The following is an 18,378-nucleotide window of genomic DNA, read 5'->3' on the forward strand; positions in this document are numbered from 1 at the left end:
CTCGGCCAACTCCGACACCAACATCGGCGACATCATCGCCACCGCGATGAAGAAAGTCGGCAAGGAAGGCGTGATCACGGTCGAGGAAGGTTCGGGTCTCGAGAACGAGCTCGACGTCGTCGAAGGCATGCAGTTCGATCGCGGCTACCTGTCGCCGTACTTCATCAACAACCAGGCTTCGCAGCAGGTTGAGCTGGATGACCCGTACATCCTGATCCACGACAAGAAGGTCTCCAACGTTCGCGAGCTGCTGCCGGTGCTGGAAGCCGTCGCCAAGGCTGGCAAGCCGTTGCTGATCGTCGCCGAGGAAGTCGAAGGCGAGGCGCTGGCTACCCTGGTGGTCAACACCATTCGCGGCATCGTCAAGGTTGCCGCCGTGAAGGCGCCGGGCTTCGGTGACCGTCGCAAGGCGATCCTGGAAGACATCGCGGTGCTGACCAACGGTCAGGTCGTGTCCGAGGAAGTGGGCCTGTCGCTGGAGAAGACCACGCTCGCCGATCTGGGTCGCGCCAAGCGCATCGTCATCACCAAGGAAAACACCACGATCATCGACGGTGCCGGTGAAGCCGAGAAGATCCAGTCGCGCATCGGCCAGATCAAGGCGCAGATCGAGGAGACCTCCTCCGACTACGATCGCGAGAAGCTGCAGGAGCGCGTGGCCAAGCTGGCCGGTGGCGTTGCGGTCATCAAGGTCGGTGCCGGCACCGAGATTGAAATGAAGGAAAAGAAGGCCCGCGTTGAAGACGCCCTGCACGCCACGCGCGCAGCCGTCGAAGAAGGCGTGGTCCCGGGCGGCGGCGTTGCGCTGATCCGCGCACTGAAGGCCGTCGAAGGCCTGAAGGGCGACAACACCGACCAGGACCTGGGCATCGCGATCACCCGTCGCGCACTGGAAGCGCCGCTGCGTGCGATCGTTTCCAACGCCGGCGAAGAGCCGTCGGTCATCGTCAACCGCGTCAAGGAAGGCACCGGCAACTTCGGCTACAACGCCGCGACCGGTGAGTTCGGCGACATGGTGGCGATGGGTATCCTGGATCCGACCAAGGTGACCCGCACCGCGCTGCAGCACGCTTCGTCGGTTGCCGGCCTTGCGATCACCACCGAGGCGATCGTTGCCGAGCTGCCGAAGAAGGACGACGGCCACGGCCATGGCGGCGGTGGCATGGGCGGCGGAATGGGTGGCATGGGCGGTATGGACTTCTAAGTCCCGCTCTTCAAGCTGCAATTGCAATACGGAAAACCCCGCTTCGGCGGGGTTTTCTTTTTTGGTCGGCTTCCATCCGAGATGATGGTCATGATCCAGCAAAAAACCTCGGGAGTTTCCTCCCGAGGTTTTTGTTTTACATGCGACAACAAGCGGAAAACTTAGTGGCCGTGCGCGTCAGCGTTGGCGTTTACATTGGCGTCGGCGCCGACGGACTGTCCGGCGGTGTTACCAACCGAGTGGGCAGTATTGCCGGTGGTCCGCAGCGTCGAATGAACGGTATTGCCGGCCTGGTTGCCGAGGCTCTGCCCAGCCTGACCGACCCGGTTGGTTGCTGCACCGGCATCCACGTTGGCCCTGGTATCGACGCGGGCGTTCGCGGACGCGTTGCGGTTGCCTGTACCAGCACTCATCGCAGCGCCACCATTCACGCTGGCGTTGGTGCGGTCGGTATTGCTGACGGCCGAGTGGGCCTGGTCGGCGGTCTTGTGCGTCACCTGTTTCGCCTTGTGGCTGGTGTGCTGCAAGGTTTCACCGGTTTGCGCACCGACCCGATGGGTCGTGTTCATTGCGCTGGGCATGGCGGTGCCGGCATTCACACCACCACCAACCCGGGCGGTACCACCCAAGTTGACCTGGGCGAAGGCGGTGCCGGTAAGTACGCTGGCACCAATGATGAGAGTGCCTAGCATGGTCTTGCGCATATGGGTGACTCCTAGTGAGAGAGCGCCGCAAGCCGCGAAATGGAAACGTGCTCTGGGGCTGCACCGACGCTAGACGTCGCTTACCTGCTGGGGTATGAACACGTCCGGTTTCACTTCAGTTGACAGACAGCTCGCTGAATTGCAGCTCTCACGCATTGACGGACGCTTCACGAAGCGGTTGGTGCCCGGACAAACACTCCGGGCTTACTGCGGCAGCGCGGCGGTTGCCGGCAGTTGTGTCGGCGCGGTGTCATTGTGGGCGATACCACCGGTAGGCAGTGCGCCGGCCTTCGGCAGCAGCTTGTCGAGTTTGCCGTTCATGCGCAGCTGATGAACGCTGGCCATGGCGTCGTCGAGTTTCTGCTCGTCGCTGTCTTCAGCCGGCGGCGGCGCGCCAGGGGCTGCGGTCAGTGCGGCGAGTTGCTGGCCGACCACGCCGGTCAGGGCGAAGTAGGCATCGTCGTGGATCCCGGCCTGCTCCAGCAATTTGCCCGGAAGCAGCCATGCGGCGGTGTCCGCGTGCACCGGCGCGCCCTGATAGTGCGGATCGACCAGCAACCACGTGCCGGCCTGGCTGAGCATGTCCTGGCCGTCGACGAAACCGGTGGTGCGGTAGCTGTCAGTCAAGGCTGGTAGGTGGTCGCCATAGAACAGCACCAGGCTGGGCCGCTTGCGCTGGGCCAGCCATGTCACCAGCCGGCCAAGTTCGGCGTCGGCGTGCTGCAGATGGTAGAGATAGGTCTGCAGTTCCTGCTTGGCGAGGCCGGTGACGCCGTTGGGTACCGGGATGGCATCACGTTCGGCGCGGTTGGCAGGTTCGACATCGTACGGGCCATGCGCTTCGATGCTGATCGCGAAGATGAACTGTGGCGGCCCGCTGTTTTTCAGCTGGGTCATGATCTCGTCGGTCATCGCGCTGTCGGCCATGTACTTGCCGTCCATCGCCGCATTGGCGGGGAACGACGATTGCGACACGAAGCGGTTGAAGCCCAGCGACTTGAATGCGGCGGTGCGGTTCCAGAACGCCGGATCGTTGCCGTGTAGCGCCGTCGTCGTGTAGCCATGTGCGTCCAGTACATGCACCAAGCTCGGCATCGTCTTGTGGCTCATCTGCAGATAGGGAAACTGCAGGTTGTCGAAATAGCGCAACGACAGGCCGGTGAGTACCTCGAACTCGGTGCGGATGGTGCCGCCGCCAAAGGTCGGTACATGCAGCTTGCCGCTGATCCCGTGCGCGGCGAGTCGGCGCAGGTTCGGCGCGAAGTTGCTGTCCTCGTAGCCACGCATGTTGGTGGGGTCGAAGAACGACTCGCTCTGGATCACCACGATGTCGGGCAGAGGATCGCTTGCCGTCGGCGTCTGCAGCGATTGCTGCAACGCTGCCGCGGACTGGCCGATCAATTGCGATGCCGCGGCGCCGTCGGGTTTGCGCTTGCCGTTGCCATACTGCAGGTGAAACATCACCAGCGAGCTGATCAGGCCGGAATGGGCGCTGGTGGACGAGGCCGACCAGGGCTCCAGCCAGAGCACCCTGGCGTTGTAGATCTTCGCCCATGCGGACAGGCCGACCAGCATGCTGATCAACGCGGCCGCCAGCACGGTGCCGGCCGCCAGTCGTTTGCCGCGGGTGCGCCGCGCGAACAGCGGCGGCTCATGGCGCCACATCGCGATGATCAGGACCAGTCCGGCCAACAATCCCAGATAAGGCCACGGGCTGTGCGGCAGGTAACCGAACAGCAGGTGCGCGCCACCCTTGCGCAACTGGCCGACCATGCGGAAGTCGTCCGGCAGCAAGGGGGTGCCGAGGTTCGCCACCTTCAGCATGTTGACGGCGTACAACAACCCCTGCAGCAGGAACGCCAGCCCGAACGAGAGCAGCGCGCGACGACTGAGCGCCAGCAGCACGCCGGCCAGCAACAAGCCGGGCCATGCATTGGCCAGCGGGAAGCGCGGTTGATCGAACAGTTGCGCAGGTGCGACGCCGTCGCCCCCATCCAGCAGGCCGGTCAGCAACACGAATGCCAGCGCCAGCAACAACAGCAGCGCGACGCGCGCTGCCAGCGCGCGCCAGTGGCGGGATGGGTTGGTGGAACTCAACGACATGGCAGTCCTGCGATTGCTGTCATGGTGCAGACACGGAAATGTAATCGGGGCCGGATGAACCAAGTGTTTGTGCCGGACTCGCAAGTTCCAGGCCTGTGACTGGGTTGTACAACGCTCCGGCGAGATGCTGGTGTACGAGTCCGAGGGTGGTCATTCAGGTCGGCATCCTTTGCCGCACTGCGGCACAATGACCCGATGCCTGCCCATGCCCATGAATCCGCCGCGCTGCGTGCGCTGATCGACGACCGCTACGGCAACCTTGCCGCCCGCTGCCGCGCCGCCGGCGTGCCCTTGCACGACGATGCCGGTGTCGCCGAACGGATCCGGCGTACCTTGCTGGCCAGCGACTTCGCGTTCGACGTGTGGTGCCGCCAGCCGCAGCTGCTGGCGCCGCAGGGACTGGAGCGGCTGCGCTCCGGCAACGATGCCAGCGCACGTATCGATACCGTGAAACTGCCCGACGATGAAGCTGCTTGCATGGTCGCGCTGCGCCGCTTTCGTCATGCCGAGGCATTGCGACTGGTGTTTCGCGACGTCAATGGTCTGGACGATCTACCGGAAACCCTGTCGGCTACCAGTGTGCTGTACGAGGCGCTTCTGGGCGTGGCGCTGGACTGGTCCGAGCGCGCGTTGGCGGCACGCTACGGGCATAGCCGCACGCAGGACGGTGCGCAGCAGCGCTTGCTGGTGATTGGCTTTGGCAAGCTCGGCGGCAGCGAGCTGAATTTTTCCTCCGACATCGATCTGGTGCTGGCCTATCCGCATGGCGGCCAGACCGATGGCGCGCGCCCGCTCGACAACAGCGAATACTTCATCCGGCTCGGTCGCCAATTGGTGCGGCTGCTGAACGAGACGACCATGGATGGCATCTGCGCACGGGTCGACCTGCGCCTGCGCCCGTTCGGCAACGCGGGCCGGTTGGCGCTGTCGTTCGCCGCGATGGAGCAGTACTACCAGAGCGAGGGACGCGACTGGGAGCGCTATGCCTGGATCAAGGCGCGTCCGGTCGCCGGCGACCGCGCCGCCGGCAAGCAATTGCAGGAACTGTTGCGGCCGTTCGTCTACCGCAAGTACCTCGACTACACCGCTTTCGCCGGCCTGCGCGAGATGAAGGCGTTGATCGATGCGGAGGTCGCGCGCAAGGATCTGGCCGACAACCTCAAGCTTGGCCCTGGCGGGATCCGCGAGATCGAATTCATCGTGCAGCTGACCCAGCTGATCCGCGGCGGTCGCGAACCCAGCCTGCGCGTGCGCGGCCTGCTGCCGGCGCTGACCGCGTGCGAGGCGCGCGGCCACATCGCAGCCTCGCGGGCGCGGATGTTGCGTCAGGCGTATGTGTTGCTGCGCCGGGTGGAAAATCGCGTGCAGATGCTGCGCGACGCGCAGACCCACGATATCCCCGACGATGCGCTCAGCCGCGAGCGCATCGCGCTGAGTCTCGACTATCCCGATTGGGATGCGCTGGACGCGGCGCTGACCAAACATCGCGCCATCGTCAGCGAGGAATTTGCCGCGGTGCTGATGCCGCAGGGCGGCCGCGCCGCGGTCGTGCCGGCGGCGGACATGGTGCTGTGGCAACGCGCCTGCGACGAGTCACTCGACGCGGATGTACTGGAAGCCTCCGGTTTCGTACCTGGCACCGAACTCGCCGAGGCGTTGCTGAAACTGCCGCAGGCGGCGCCGGTGCGTGCGATGTCGGCGCGTTCGCGCGAGCGGCTGGATCATCTGATGCCACAACTGTTCAGCGCGGCGCGCACCACCACGGCGCCGGTATCAAGCCTGTTGCGGCTGTGCCGGCTGATGCAGGCGGTGGCGCGGCGCTCGTCATATCTGGCGTTGCTGGAAGAACAGCCGGGTGCACGCAAGCGGCTGGTGCGCCTGTTCGGCGACAGCGCGTTCCTGGCTGAGCGGGTGATCGCACAACCATTGTTGCTGGATGACGTACTCGATCCACGCATCGATCAATTGCCGTTCAAGCGCGCCGATATCGCAGCCGAGATCGCCCGCGTGCTGACCACGCTGGACGAACGCGAGGCCGAAGCGGAGCTCGATCGGATCAATGAGTTCAAGGCGTCCACCGCGTTCCGGCTCGGGCTGGCCTTCAACGATGGCCGCGCCGATGCGGTTGCCACCGCACGCCGGCTGGCCGCCCTGGCCGAATCGGTGGTGGGCGCCGTGCTGGCATTGGCCGAGCGCGAGCTGGTAGCGCAGCATGGCCGGTTGCCCGGTGCGGGTTCGGGCTTCTCCGTGCTTGGCTACGGTAGCCTGGGTGGTGAGGAGCTGGGTTTCGCCTCGGACCTGGATCTGGTGTTCGTCTATGACGGCCGGCGCGCGCGGGCGATGAGTGATGGGGCGCGTCCGCTGGAGGGCGCGCGCTGGTATCAGCGGCTGGCCCAGCGGGTGATGAACTGGCTTACCGTGCTGACTCGCGGCGGTCGTCTGTACGAGGTCGATGCGCGGCTGCGTCCGGATGGCTCCAAGGGGCTGTTGGTCAGCAGCCTTGATTCCTTCGCGGCGTATCAGAAGAGCCGCGCATGGACGTGGGAGCACCAGGCATTGCTGCGTGCCCGCCCGGTGGCCGGCGATGCGGCACTCAGTGCCGAACTGGCCGAGGTGCGCCGCGACATTCTTGCCGTGCCGCGCGAACCTGCGGCAGTGCTGGCCGACGTCAGCAGCATGCGTTCGCGCTGGCGCGCTGAACGCGACCGCTCAGACGAACGCCAGCTCGATCTCAAACAGGGCCACGGCGGTTTGCTCGACATCGAGTTCGCACTGCAGGGACTGGTGCTGGCGCATGCTGCACGGCTTCCCGCGCTGCTCGGCGTGACCGCCAATGCGGCCCTGATCGAAGCCTGTCGCGTGGCCGGGCTGCTCGACGCCAATCAGGCGGCGATCCTGAACGTGGCGCACGCCGACCTGTTGCAACGTGGGCTGGCCTGCACGCTTGATCTGCGCTCGCGCATCGCGCCGCGTGACGGGGAACTGGAACAGCTGTGCGCTAGCGTGCAGGACGTCACAACGGCGCTTGGTTTTACGTTTGGCGCGCCGAGCAACCCGACCTAGCGACGCGCTGCCGTTCACCCTTGGCAGAGCTTTAACGACAACCCTTGTCGGGCACCTTGCCAACAGGGCAAGATCGCCAGAAGCCAGCGATGTCACCAGGAGTGCCGATGTCGCTTGCACAAGGGGAAGCATGGCAAGGGCGTTGTACGCGGTCCTGTTCGCGGTCTCGATCTGCATATTCGGTATGCGGCCAGCCGTTGCCTTGGATCCGCAGACGCCGTTCCACGCCTTTGTCCTCGATCACTGGAGTGTCGAGCAGGGCCTGCCGCAGATCACGGTCCTCGGTATGACCCAGGATCGTGCCGGCTTTCTATGGGCCAATACCGAGATTGCGGTAACGCGTTTCGACGGCGCGCAATTTGTCACGTTTGATCGTGCCAACACCGGGGTCGATACCAGCATGCTCTCCGCCGAGTGGGCGGATCCACTCGGACAAGTCTGGTTCGGCGGTGCGCACGGCCTGTTGCGCGAGCGTAACGGGCATTTCACTGCACTGGGTGACGACGCGGTCAACGCGATCATCGATGCGGGTGATGGCACGCCCCTGTTGGCCACCTCGCATGGCTTGGCACGGGTGCGGAACGGCCATATCGTTCCGATTGCCGGTTACAGCGGCCCTGCCTTCAGCCTGCTGCGCGAGGGCAAGACGCTATGGATCGGTGGCCTGGGGCGCGCGTGCAGCGTTGCCGGTGCGTTGGATTCACCGACCGTGACATGCATGCAGCAAGACACGGAAGGCCATCAACCCGTTGCCATCACCCAGATGTCAAGCACTCGGGACAACCTATGGCTGGGCACACACTTCGGGCTGATGCGCGTGGCCGGGAAGCGCATAGTATCCTCCGGGCTGAGTGCCGATCTCGATACCACGTCGATTGAAAGTCTTCTGACCGATCGCAACGGTACGTTGTGGATCGGCACCGTGCCTGCACTGTATCGACGGTTGCCGGACGCCACGCTGGAACGGGCAGACGATAACGATATCGAGCATCACCCGTGGATCCAGGCACTGTACGAGGATCGCGCCGGCAACCTGTGGATGGGAACCCATATCAGCGGCCTGTATCGGGTCTGGAATGGTTGGACGCGGCGTGTCTCGTTACGCGACGGGCTGGCCGATTCGCTGGTATGGAGCATCGCGCGCGCGTCGCACGGCGATATCGTGCTCGGTACCAATTCCGACGTGGAAACCTTCGATGGCCGGCACGTACACCCACTGATCGCGGGCAAGGCGCTGCCCAACCCGTCCGCGTATGAGCTGTACTACGACCATCGCGGTCGCCTGTGGATCGGTACCCGTGCGGGCATCGCGGTCTACGACCATCGCAGCATCATCACCCCGCCGGCCTTGTCGGCACTGGACAGCTGGCAGATCAACGATATCCGCGAAGTTGCCGATGACGACTTCTGGATCGGCACTTCCGGTGGCCTGTATCGCTGGCATGCGGGCACCCTCAGCCGGGTCGATCCCGGTGCATCGGTGGCGGCGTCGATCATCCGCTCGATACTTCCGCTGGCGCCGGATCATCTTTATCTCGGTACCGAGGATGGCGTGCGCGAATGGCGCGATGGCAAGCTGGCACAACCTGCATGGGCCGAGCCGTTGCATGGTCACTTCGTATCCCGTGTGGCCATGTTGGGGCCTGGCATGCTCGGCATCGCGACCACCGATGCCGGTATCGGCGTCATGGTGAATGGGCAGCTGCGCATGACCAGCCAGAAGGATGGTCTGCCCAGCGACAATGCCTGGACACTCGACGTGCTCGACGGTGAGCTCTACGTCGGCTCGATTGCCGGTGCATGGCGGTTGCCGCTCGCGCAATTGCCGCTGCCAGGTTCCCCGGCAAGTCAGGTCATGCCGCAGTTGCTCGCCGGCGAAGAGCGCACCACCAGCTTGCACAATACGCATTGCTGCAACGGTGGCGCTGGCGCGCGCAGCCTGATCGATGGTGAGAACATCTGGTACAGCACGACCGACGGTGCGCTGGGCCTGAACATACGTGCGCTCGGTAGGCCGCCGATGCCGCCGATGGCGATGGTCGAATCCATCGAGCATGAAGGTGTGCAGTTCCCCGGCGAATCATTTGACCTGCGTCAGGGTGCGCGTGACCTGGCCATCCACTACACCGCGCCCTATTTGCGCATGGGAACGGTGCGCTTCCGCTATCAACTGGAAGGTTACGATGCGGATTGGCAGGACGTGGGCGTGCGGCGCACCGCGTTTTACACGCACCTGCCGCCGGGCAAATACCGCTTCCGCGTTGCCGCATCGCTTTCCGGTGGCCCCGGATTTGGTCCCGAGGCGGATCTGCCGGTCCAGGTCGAACCGCATTGGTATGAACGCATCTTGGTGCGTGGCGCGGCGATTCTGCTGCTGTGCCTGCTGGTCGTCCTGCTGGTCGGGTGGAGCCTGCGCATACAACGTAGCCGCAATGCACGGCTGGAAGCGCAGGTCGTGCGCCGCACCGCGCAGCTCGCGCGCGCGATCGAACGCCTGCGTATTGCCAACCTCGCGCTGGCTGAAGAGAGCCACACCGATGCACTGACCGCGCTGCACAACCGGAGGTACCTGCTGGCGCGTCTGCCCGGAATGCTTTCCAGCGGCGAGAGCATCGGTGTGCTGCAGATCGATATCGATTATTTCAAGCAGGTCAACGATGGTTACGGTCATGCGGTTGGCGACGCGGTCTTGCGCGCTCTTGGCGGTCTGCTCACCGCCGCGCGGCGCGACAGCGACGTGACCGTGCGCTGGGGCGGGGAGGAGTTTCTGCTGCTGCTGCCCCGGGTCGATGTCGCCGACGCATTGAGCATTGCGGAACGTCTGCGCCGGGATATCGCCGCGCATGAGTTCATGGATGGCCGCGGCGGCACGATCCGGTTGACCTGCTCGGTCGGCTTCAGCCTGCATCCGCTTACCATGCATGCTGGCAGCAAGACCTTCGACGCGGCGCTGGAGCTGGCCGACCTTGCCCTTTATCGCGCCAAGCAGGATGGGCGCAACACCAGCGTCGGCCTAGTCGCCACCAGGCCGCTGCCTGCGGAGGTCCTGTGCAACCCATTCGTGCCACAACTCGACGCACTGCTCGCCGCGGGTCAATTGCGCTGGGTGCGCGAAGCGCCCTGAGGCAGGTTGTCCGCACCGTTGTTGCGTTCAGCCCTGCCGGCGGCTGTAGATGCGTTCGCACAATTTGCTTGCGATCGGTGCGGTTTCGCGCAGTGGCGGCGGCGCTTGTGCTGCTGGTGCCGGCGCGCCAAGATCCTGCAGCAGTCCGGCGTTGCGCAGCTCGCGGTGGAACCGCTCGATCTTCGACGGCAATGGCTCGATGACGAAGGTCTGCACCGGGCAGCCGACGGCACAGGCTTCGCTGAGCATGTTTACCGAGTCGGGAGTGACGACCAGACGGTCGGCCCAGCCGAGTACGCCGGGATAGGGATTGCGGCCGTCATCGTGGCCAGCCCAGACCAGGCCGGGTACGCCTTTCAGCGCATGGCGGAAGATCTCGATCAGCGTGGACGAAGTGCGCCGTGAGGCCAGCACCAACAGGCTGCCACCTTCCCGGCGCTGGTCCTCCAGCAGGCGGTTAGCCAGTTGACGCGCGTAGTCGGCATCCAACGCGATGCCCTTGCGCTGACCACCCAGTAGCACGCCGACGCGCGGCTGCGGCAGCTCGGCGAACTGCGGGCAGGATTCGCGGCCGTCGGCCAGCCAGGCATCGTCCACCGAATTCAACGAACCGAGCAGTTGCAGCACGTTGGGACCATCGACCTGGTCGTGGCGCGGCACGATCACCGTGTCCCAGTGGGCGGGATCGATGCGCGGGTCGAGGATCTGCACGGTGTAGCACTGGCCATCGGACAAACCGCGCAGCATGCGGGTGAACAAGGCCGCGGCGCGGCCGCAGCCAACGGCCACGCTCGGCCACGGCGGCGCAAACAGCTCGCTCTGGCTGGCGGTCAGCGCCAGTTGTCCGCCCAGTGCGAGGCGTGGCGCCAGCCACGACCATGGTGGACGCGGTTCAAGGACCAGATGGCGCAGCGGCATCTGCAGGTACTCGGCCAGAGCCAGTGCCTGCCGCTGGTTGCCGGCGGCAGCATCGGTGATCACCCAGCATTCGCCCTGAAGCTTCAGCATCGGCGCAGGCGGCGTGGCATTGTTTCCCTGATCAACACAGTACGTTCCTCAGATCGTGATCTGCTGGTGCGCGGGCACCTATACACTTGCAGCCTGTAGCGTCATGCCGGCGCGTCTTTCCGCAGAGGATACCCATGAGCGAGTTGCTTTCCGAGGCCAGCCTCGACCAGTTGTTCCGCAACGCCCGTACGTTCAATGCATGGCTGCCGAAAGAAGTGAGCGACGAACAACTGCACCAGCTCTATGAGCTGGCCAAGTTCGGCCCTACCAGCGCCAATGCCTCGCCGATGCGCGTGGTGTTCGTGAAGTCGAAAGAGGCCAAGGCAAAGCTGGAGCCGTTCCTGTCCGAAGGCAACCGTGCCAAGACGATGGAAGCGCCGGTGACAGCGATCATCGCCACCGATCATGAGTTCTACGAGCACCTGCCGAAGCTGTTTCCACACGCCGATGCGCGCAGCTGGTTCGTCGGCAACCAGCCATTGATCGATACCACCGCATTTCGCAATGCAACCCTGCAGGGTGCCTATGTGCTGCTGGCGGCGCGTGCGATCGGGCTCGATTGCGGCCCGATGTCCGGCTATGACCAGGCCGGGGTGGATGCGGCGTTCTTCGCCGGCACCGCGATCAAATCCAATTTCCTGATCAGTATCGGTTACGGCGATAGCAGCCGTAATCTGTTTCCACGCAGTCCCCGCCTCGCGTTCGACGAAGCCTGCAAGATCGCTTGAAAAATCCCCTGAAGCTAATGCTGAACCCTCATTCTCAAGGAGTCACTTCCATGCGTGCATTGAAATATCTCGTACTCGCCGGCCTGCTCGGCGCCGCTGTATCGGCGCAGGCCGCACCGGTCACCTACAAGCTGGATCCGGGCCATACCATGGTGCTGTTCAGCTGGAACCACTTCGGCTACTCCAATCCTGTTGCCGACTTCGGCCTGGGCGACGGCACCTTGGTGTTCGATGAGCAGCATCCGGCCCAGTCCAGCGTGGAGGTGACCCTGCCGCTGGCCAACCTCGACACTCACGTACCAGCGCTCGACAAGCACCTGAAGGAAGCGGATTTCTTCGATGCCGACAAGTACCCGACGGTGACTTTCAAGAGCACCAAGGTGCAGCCGCTGGGTGGCAACAAGTTCAAGGTCACCGGTGACCTGACCGTGCATGGCGTGACCAAGTCGGTGGTGCTGGATGCCACCTTGAACAAGGTTGGCCCGCACCCGATGACCAAGGCTCAGGCGATTGGTTTCGATGCCACCGGAACCCTGAAGCGTTCGGACTTCGGTGTCGGCGCGTATGTGCCGAAAGTCAGCGACGAGATCAAGATCCGCATCACCACCGAAGGCGAAGTGCCGAAGGCTGACGCGGCGCAGTAAATCTGCATTGCGGATTAAAAAGCCGCGCCAATATGGCGCGGCTTTTTTTATGGCCCTCTGTGCCGAAATCAGTTGGACTTCACGCCGCTATCCTTCATCGATTCCAGTTTGCCCAGGTCGACGCTGCCGACCGCCTGCTTCAGCTGGTCGATGCTGTCGGCATTGCCGTTGGCCTTGACGCTGAAGCGCTGGGCGATGATCAGGCTGTATTCCCCGGACTTGGACTGGGTATCCCACGCCTCGTGGGTCAGCCGGCCCGAATCGGTATAGGTCTTTTCATAGCCGTGATCGGTCTCCTTTTCCTCTTCCGGCGCCATCGCGGTGGCCATCGACATCCAGCCTTTGGCGCCACCGCTGTCCGTCACTTCCAGCGTGATGTTGTGGCCATTGCCGTCGCTGTAAACGGCGCTCGCATCGGAGAGCTGCATGCCCATCGCGCCGCTGCGCTGCGCGGAAATGCTGGTGCGCTTGAGGCCATCCAGGCTGTCCGGCAGGAAGGCCTTGACCTGGTCGGGCGAGAGCGCTTCGACTGTGCCTGTCGTCCCGCCACCGGCCACTGCACCAAGTATCTTGCCCATCGCGGCCTGTTGCGCCGCGCTGTCGCCGGATTTCTGTGCGGCGTCCATCTGCTTGCCAGCCTGCTCGGCCTGCTGCCCCATCGCGGCGAGTTTGCCTAGTGCGCTGTTGCTGTCGATGCTGACGTTGCTGCTGTCGCCGTTGCTGCCGGTGATGTTCATGCCGCTCATCGAGGCGCCTGTCAAGGCGGCGGTGCCGACGACGCCGGCGACGACCAGCCCGATGATCCAGCCGAGCACGATGGTGATCACCACGCTCACGGCGGTATAGCCAGCCGCCTTGTCCGGCGGGCACTTCATGGTGTGGGGCAGGCCCAGATAGAGCAGGTAGATCGAGTAGATACCACCGGCGATGCCAATCAGCCAGCCCAGCCACGGCACGATGGTGCCGATCGAGGCGATCCAGTAGGCGGTCCAGGCGTAGGCGATGGTCTTCAGGGCCTGGGTCTGGTCCTTCTGGCCGCCAAAGGTAGGTGCAAGCGCGTTGACGATGAGCGCGACCACGTAGGTCATCACCAGACTCAACACGTAGCCCAGCACCATCGCGACGATGCCGAGGGTGAACGGCGTGCGTATGGTGATGCCGAACCCGCCGTAACCGATCAGGCTGCCCTTGATGAAACTGGCGATTGCCGGCAACGCAGCGACGATCACAATGTAACCGGCATACAGGCCACCAACGCTGGCGGGCTCGGCCGCGGCGACAGGCCATTCGGTCCTGGGTGTGGTCAGGATGGCCTTGACGCGTTCGATGATTTTTCCGAAGTCCATGAGTGTGTCCCCTAGTGACCAGTCGTTCCGATGTGAAATCTGCACACGGATTCTCGGCCTGGGGGATCACAATCTGTATTGACCGCACGGGCTATGCCCTTCGGTCGGTTCGCGTTTCCTGCATATACGCGGGTGATGCTGCCGGCCTGTTACCATTCCCGGCCTGATATCCAGTCTGGAGTTTGCCCATGTCGGGTCCCCTTTCCGCGGCGCTGCCGCTGGTGCCGGCAAATGCCGAAAATCGTTACGAAGTGACGCGCAAGGACTTGCCCCTGTCCTGCCCGATGCCGGGCATGGAGCTGTGGAATTCGCATCCGAAGGTCTATCTGCCGATCGTCGATGACGGTGGTGAGTCAACCTGCGCCTACTGTGGCGCCCATTACGTGCTGCGCGACTGAGCGGTTGGCTTCATCCGGATGGCCGGCGGCATTGTTTTTGCTTGCATCAAGGATGAAAGCGTCCAGTCCAGAGCTCATGTCCAGCATTGTCGTCCCTGCCAGGCTGCTGACTGTGGTCCAGTTGATCCCCGCACTGCATTCGGGCGGCGCGGAGCGGACGGCGTTGGAGATTGCCCGTGCGCTGGTACAGGCCGGTCACCGTTCGGTGGTGATCTCGGCCGGCGGTCGACTGACCGAACAGCTGCTGGCGGAGGGCAGTGAGCACATCACGCTCGATCTGGGCAGCAAATCGCTGAGCACGCTGACCCGTCTCGGCGTGCTGCGACGGGTGCTGCATGAACTCAAGCCCGACATCGTGCATGCCCGTTCGCGCTTGCCGGCCTGGATGGGCTGGTGGGCACTGAAGGGGATGACGCCGCGCCCGCATTTCATCACCACCGTGCATGGACTCAACTCGCCGGGCAGCTACAGCGCGATCCTGCTGCGTGGGGAGCGGGTGATTGCGGTCTCGCAGACCGTGCGCGATTTCGTGCTCAGCCATTACCGCTGGCTGGAACCGGCGAAGGTGCGGGTGATTCCGCGTGGTATCGACCCGGCGGCATTTCCGTATGGGCACCGACCGGACGATGCATGGCAGAAGGCATTTTTTGCCGAATTTCCGGCGCTGACCGGTGCGCCGCTGCTGACCATGCCGGCGCGCGGCACACGCCTGAAGGGCCACCATGACGCGATCGAGTTGCTGGCTGATCTCAAGCGCCGCGGCATCGAAGCGCGGCTGTTGCTGCTGGGTGTGATCGAGCCCGGTCGCGAGGCCTACGTGGAAGAGCTGCGCGAGCTGATCCGCATGCGTGGGGTGATCTCGCAGGTCGTGCTGTCGCCGCCGCGCCACGATATCCGCGACATCTACGCGGTGTCTGCGCTGGTGCTGCAGTTGTCGAACAAACCCGAATCGTTCGGACGTACCGTGATTGAGGCGTTGTCGCTGTGCCGGCCGGTGCTTGGCTACGCGCATGGCGGCGTCGGCGAACTGCTGGCCGAACTGTATCCGGCCGGTCGCGTACCGCTGGGGGATCGCGAGCGACTGGTCGAGCGTGCCGCGGAGTTGCTGCGGGTGGCGCCGCCGATTCCGCCGCTGCAGAACTATGGTCTGCTCGACATGCAGCAGGCCACGCTGGCGCTGTATGACGAGGTGACCAGCGGCTGAGTTCGCGCTCGCCTACAATGCGTGACCGCCTTCGCATCGGCCCGCGCATGACTTCACTCGGTACCTTGTTCAAGACGGCGCTTCGTTCGCCGCTGCTGCCGTACTGGCTGGTAGTCGCCCTGCTGCCGTTGGGACGAAGTTCGGAGCTGGGTACGTTTTTATGCCTGCTTGGCGTGATCTTGCTGTTTGCGCGGGAGCCGCGCGCGTTGCAGGAGCATGCGGGTGCGCGCTTGCTGCTGTGGCTGCTGGGTGCCTATGTCGGCGCTGCGTTGCTGTCCGCGTTCGACTCGGTGGTACCGGGCAAGAGCTGGGGCACCGTGGTGGCCGTGCTGCGCTATGTGCCGCTCGGCCTGTATGCGTGCTTCGCGATCCGGCGCGACAGCAAGCTGCAGGCGTTGTATGTAGCGGTGGCACTGGTACTGGCGCTGTGGACGGTGGATGCCTGGGTGCAGGCGTTGACCGGCTGGAGTCTGGGTGGTCATGCCGAGGCCGAGCGCGTTTCCGGCATCTTCGGAGCCACCGATCTCAAGCTGGGCCCGACGCTGGCGGTGCTGTCACCGTTTGCGTTATGGGTGGCGCGGCGTCGCTGGGGCCTGCCGGGTCTGCTGTTGGCGTTCGTGCTGATGCTGGGCCCGGTGCTGCTGGCCGGTTCGCGTGCGGCCTGGCTGTGCTACGCCTTGGTAGCGCTGGGCTTTGCCTGGCGCGAGGCGCGCTCACCGCTGCGCTTTGCCGGATTCTGCGTGATCGCCGCGCTGCTGCTCACGCTGGCCGGGGGCATCGCCTGGAAAACCTCCACCAGGTTCCAACTGCGGATGGATCGCACCCTGCTTGCTTTGCAGGGCACCGATCAGTCCGTGGATGCCGCGCTCAGTGGCCGGCTAGATATCTGGCATACCAGCGTGGAAATGATCGCGGCGCATCCGGTCACTGGTGTCGGCGTGCGTGGCTTCCGCTATGCCTATCCGCACTATGCACCGGCGAATGATCACTTCCTCACCGCCGAGTCTTGCGGCGTGGGCGAAGGTGCCTGTCATCCGCACCAGTTGGTGCTGGAGATTCTCACCGAGACCGGCGTGCTCGGCTTGTCGCTGTGGCTGGCTGCCGTCGTGCTGGCCTGGCGCGCCTGGCGTCGGGTCGGATCGGCGGCGCGTAGCCGGACGTTCCCGGTCAGCTTGGCGCTGGGCGTGATGCTGTTTCCGTTGAATGCCCACCTGGCTTTTTATTCGGCATGGTGGGGGTTGTTGTTCGGTTGGCTGCTCGGGCTGTGGTGTGCCGCGCTCTATGTGGTGAAGGACGACGATGAGCCCGCGTGAACCGCTATCGGTGGTGGTGACCACGATGAACAACGCGGGCACGCTCGACGCCTGCCTGCGTTCGGTGGCGTGGGCTGACGAGATCGTGGTGCTGGATTCGGGCTCGACTGACGCCACGCTGGCGATTGCCGCGCACTACGGTGCACGGATCCATGCCCAGCCGTTTGCCGGCTACAGCGCGCAGAAGCAGGCAGCGATCGACCTGGCTAGCCAGCGCTGGGTGCTGCTGCTCGATTCCGATGAATCACTCGCCCCGGCTGCCGCCGCATCATTGCAGCAGGCGTTGCAGGCGCCGAGCCATGCCGGCTATCAGCTGTGGCGGCGCGAGTGGCAGTTCTGGCGCTGGCAGTCGTTGCACAGCCGGCTCAATCATTACGTGCGGCTGTTCGACAAACAGCGCGCGCGAATGAGCGATCACCAGGTACATGAGTCGGTGCTGGTGGACGGCCCGGTCGGTGTACTCGACGTAGTGATCGACCATTATGGCGAGCCCGATATCGCCGGGCGCACGGCCAAGGCCAACCGTTACTCCACCATGCAGCTGGCTGATCTGGCCCGGCGCAAGGTGTCCTGGCTGCGCATGCGCATGGTGTTCTACCCGACCGCAGCCTTCCTGCGTTACTACGTGCTGCGTGGGCATTACCGCTCGGGCTGGGCCGGTTTCATCGCAGCCCGGATCCATGCGTTCTACGCGTTCCTGAAATACGCCAAGCTGTACGAGTTGCGTCGCCGGAAACGCATGGGCGAACAGGACGTGTTTCGTAATTTGTGACCAGGTTGGCGCTTGCCGGCAGGATTCAGGCATACAGTCGAAACTATGCCTACAGGTTCATCTCGAGTTCATGTTTGTTTGGACTCGAGTTATTCGCGGGCGCTTAAATCGCAAAATATTGTGATTTCCATGGTCCGGTTATGGCTGTATTTGCCTTGATTTTACTTATATAACTTATTCGTATTCGTAATATATTTCGTTTTTAATGTGTTTCTGCAATGGAGCCGCAATTTTCGTTAGATCTTGCAACAAGTTGAATTTGATTGCATTAATCATGCGCTTTGACTAATCGCTGATTATTGGCGAATGCCATTGCAGACACTGATGCCGCGTCGCACACTCAGCGGAGCACAACGGGGTGCTGGGGTGAGGGGCATCTAATTGAATGCTGTTGTGTTATCGGAGGGAAATTCGACCAGCTGATTGATTGCACGCGGCTTAATTTAGCGGCGGCCGTTCTGCTGGCTCACTTCCTGATTGAGTGCTGAGTTGCACCACGGTCAAACGCTGTGGTGAGGCAGAAACAGGCATGGACGTCCACGTTGATGCCAGGTGTCTGGATGGAAGACGGAAATCCAAAACCCGTCGCAGGGGCGTAGGTTCTGCACGCAAGGTGCTGTTCGCAAAGTAGATCCGGCAAGTGCGCCATCAACTTTTTGACCAACTTACAGAATTAGGGAGCTATATCCATGAAACAGGGTTATTTCATTCTCAGCGCATCCATTGCAGCGGCGCTCGCCGGCGCACCGGTGCTGGCGCAGCCGGTG

At 63.6% G+C, this 18,378-nt stretch carries 13 protein-coding genes; 9 read left to right on the forward strand and 4 right to left on the reverse strand.

Going from position 1 to position 18,378, the window contains the following annotated elements; translation table 11 throughout:
• Positions 1 to 1,204, forward strand: a 1,204-nt coding sequence (gene groL, locus GSQ75_RS18880) for a chaperonin GroEL (protein WP_254058654.1), incomplete at its 5' end; no start/stop codon positions are given.
• 161 nt (positions 1,205 to 1,365) lie between these two features.
• On the opposite strand, the gene GSQ75_RS18885 is transcribed toward groL, so the two are convergent.
• Together GSQ75_RS18885 and GSQ75_RS18890 are read right to left on the reverse strand one after the other, a co-directional pair.
• Complete coding sequence (locus tag GSQ75_RS18885; RefSeq protein WP_158756424.1) at positions 1,366 to 1,908, reverse strand: hypothetical protein; 543 nt, start codon at positions 1,906 to 1,908, stop codon at positions 1,366 to 1,368.
• A 204-nt stretch (positions 1,909 to 2,112) separates the two neighbouring features.
• The gene (locus tag GSQ75_RS18890; RefSeq protein WP_158756425.1) at positions 2,113 to 4,011 is read right to left on the reverse strand and encodes an LTA synthase family protein; all 1,899 of its coding nucleotides are present in this window, start codon (positions 4,009 to 4,011) and stop codon (positions 2,113 to 2,115) included.
• A 195-nt stretch (positions 4,012 to 4,206) separates the two neighbouring features.
• Between GSQ75_RS18890 and glnE the strand changes: the two genes are divergently transcribed.
• Both glnE and GSQ75_RS18900 read left to right on the forward strand, forming a co-directional pair.
• Positions 4,207 to 7,074 carry a bifunctional [glutamate--ammonia ligase]-adenylyl-L-tyrosine phosphorylase/[glutamate--ammonia-ligase] adenylyltransferase gene (gene glnE / locus GSQ75_RS18895; protein ID WP_158756426.1) on the forward strand — a complete coding sequence of 956 codons (2,868 nt, stop codon included), beginning with the start codon at positions 4,207 to 4,209 and terminating at the stop codon, positions 7,072 to 7,074.
• Positions 7,075 to 7,204: 130 nt separating this feature from the next.
• Positions 7,205 to 10,198 carry a ligand-binding sensor domain-containing diguanylate cyclase gene (locus GSQ75_RS18900; protein ID WP_158756427.1) on the forward strand — a complete coding sequence of 998 codons (2,994 nt, stop codon included), beginning with the start codon at positions 7,205 to 7,207 and terminating at the stop codon, positions 10,196 to 10,198.
• 27 nt (positions 10,199 to 10,225) lie between these two features.
• Here GSQ75_RS18900 and GSQ75_RS18905 read toward each other — a convergent pair whose 3' ends face one another.
• Positions 10,226 to 11,206 (reverse strand): mitochondrial fission ELM1 family protein, encoded by a 981-nt coding sequence (locus GSQ75_RS18905; protein WP_158756428.1) that lies wholly within the window; start codon positions 11,204 to 11,206, stop codon positions 10,226 to 10,228.
• A gap of 134 nt (positions 11,207 to 11,340) precedes the next feature.
• Between GSQ75_RS18905 and GSQ75_RS18910 the strand changes: the two genes are divergently transcribed.
• Entirely contained in the window at positions 11,341 to 11,934 is a 594-nt protein-coding gene (locus GSQ75_RS18910) for a malonic semialdehyde reductase (protein WP_158756429.1), read from the forward strand.
• A 50-nt stretch (positions 11,935 to 11,984) separates the two neighbouring features.
• Positions 11,985 to 12,578, forward strand: coding sequence for a YceI family protein (locus tag GSQ75_RS18915; RefSeq protein ID WP_158756430.1), 594 nt, complete (start codon positions 11,985 to 11,987; stop codon positions 12,576 to 12,578).
• A 68-nt stretch (positions 12,579 to 12,646) separates the two neighbouring features.
• Here the strand turns inward: GSQ75_RS18915 and GSQ75_RS18920 are convergent, their stop codons facing one another.
• Positions 12,647 to 13,924, reverse strand: coding sequence for a Yip1 family protein (locus GSQ75_RS18920; protein WP_158756431.1), 1,278 nt, complete (start codon positions 13,922 to 13,924; stop codon positions 12,647 to 12,649).
• 188 nt (positions 13,925 to 14,112) lie between these two features.
• Between GSQ75_RS18920 and GSQ75_RS18925 the strand changes: the two genes are divergently transcribed.
• The 4 genes from GSQ75_RS18925 (at position 14,113) to GSQ75_RS18940 (ending at position 17,611) form a co-directional block, all read left to right on the forward strand.
• Positions 14,113 to 14,322, forward strand: coding sequence for a zinc-finger domain-containing protein (locus tag GSQ75_RS18925; protein ID WP_158756432.1), 210 nt, complete (start codon positions 14,113 to 14,115; stop codon positions 14,320 to 14,322).
• Between the two features lie 76 nt (positions 14,323 to 14,398).
• Positions 14,399 to 15,526 (forward strand): glycosyltransferase, encoded by a 1,128-nt coding sequence (locus GSQ75_RS18930; RefSeq protein ID WP_158756433.1) that lies wholly within the window; start codon positions 14,399 to 14,401, stop codon positions 15,524 to 15,526.
• A 47-nt stretch (positions 15,527 to 15,573) separates the two neighbouring features.
• Positions 15,574 to 16,839 carry an O-antigen ligase gene (locus GSQ75_RS18935; RefSeq protein ID WP_158756448.1) on the forward strand — a complete coding sequence of 422 codons (1,266 nt, stop codon included), beginning with the start codon at positions 15,574 to 15,576 and terminating at the stop codon, positions 16,837 to 16,839.
• A complete protein-coding gene (locus GSQ75_RS18940) occupies positions 16,826 to 17,611 on the forward strand; it encodes a glycosyltransferase family 2 protein (protein WP_158756434.1) in 786 nt (261 codons plus the stop codon). Before GSQ75_RS18935 ends, GSQ75_RS18940 begins: the two co-directional genes overlap by 14 nt.
• Positions 17,612 to 18,378 lie beyond the last annotated feature (767 nt).

The sequence above is a fragment of the Dyella sp. S184 genome (genome assembly GCF_009766065.1).
GTDB lineage: Bacteria > Pseudomonadota > Gammaproteobacteria > Xanthomonadales > Rhodanobacteraceae > Rhodanobacter.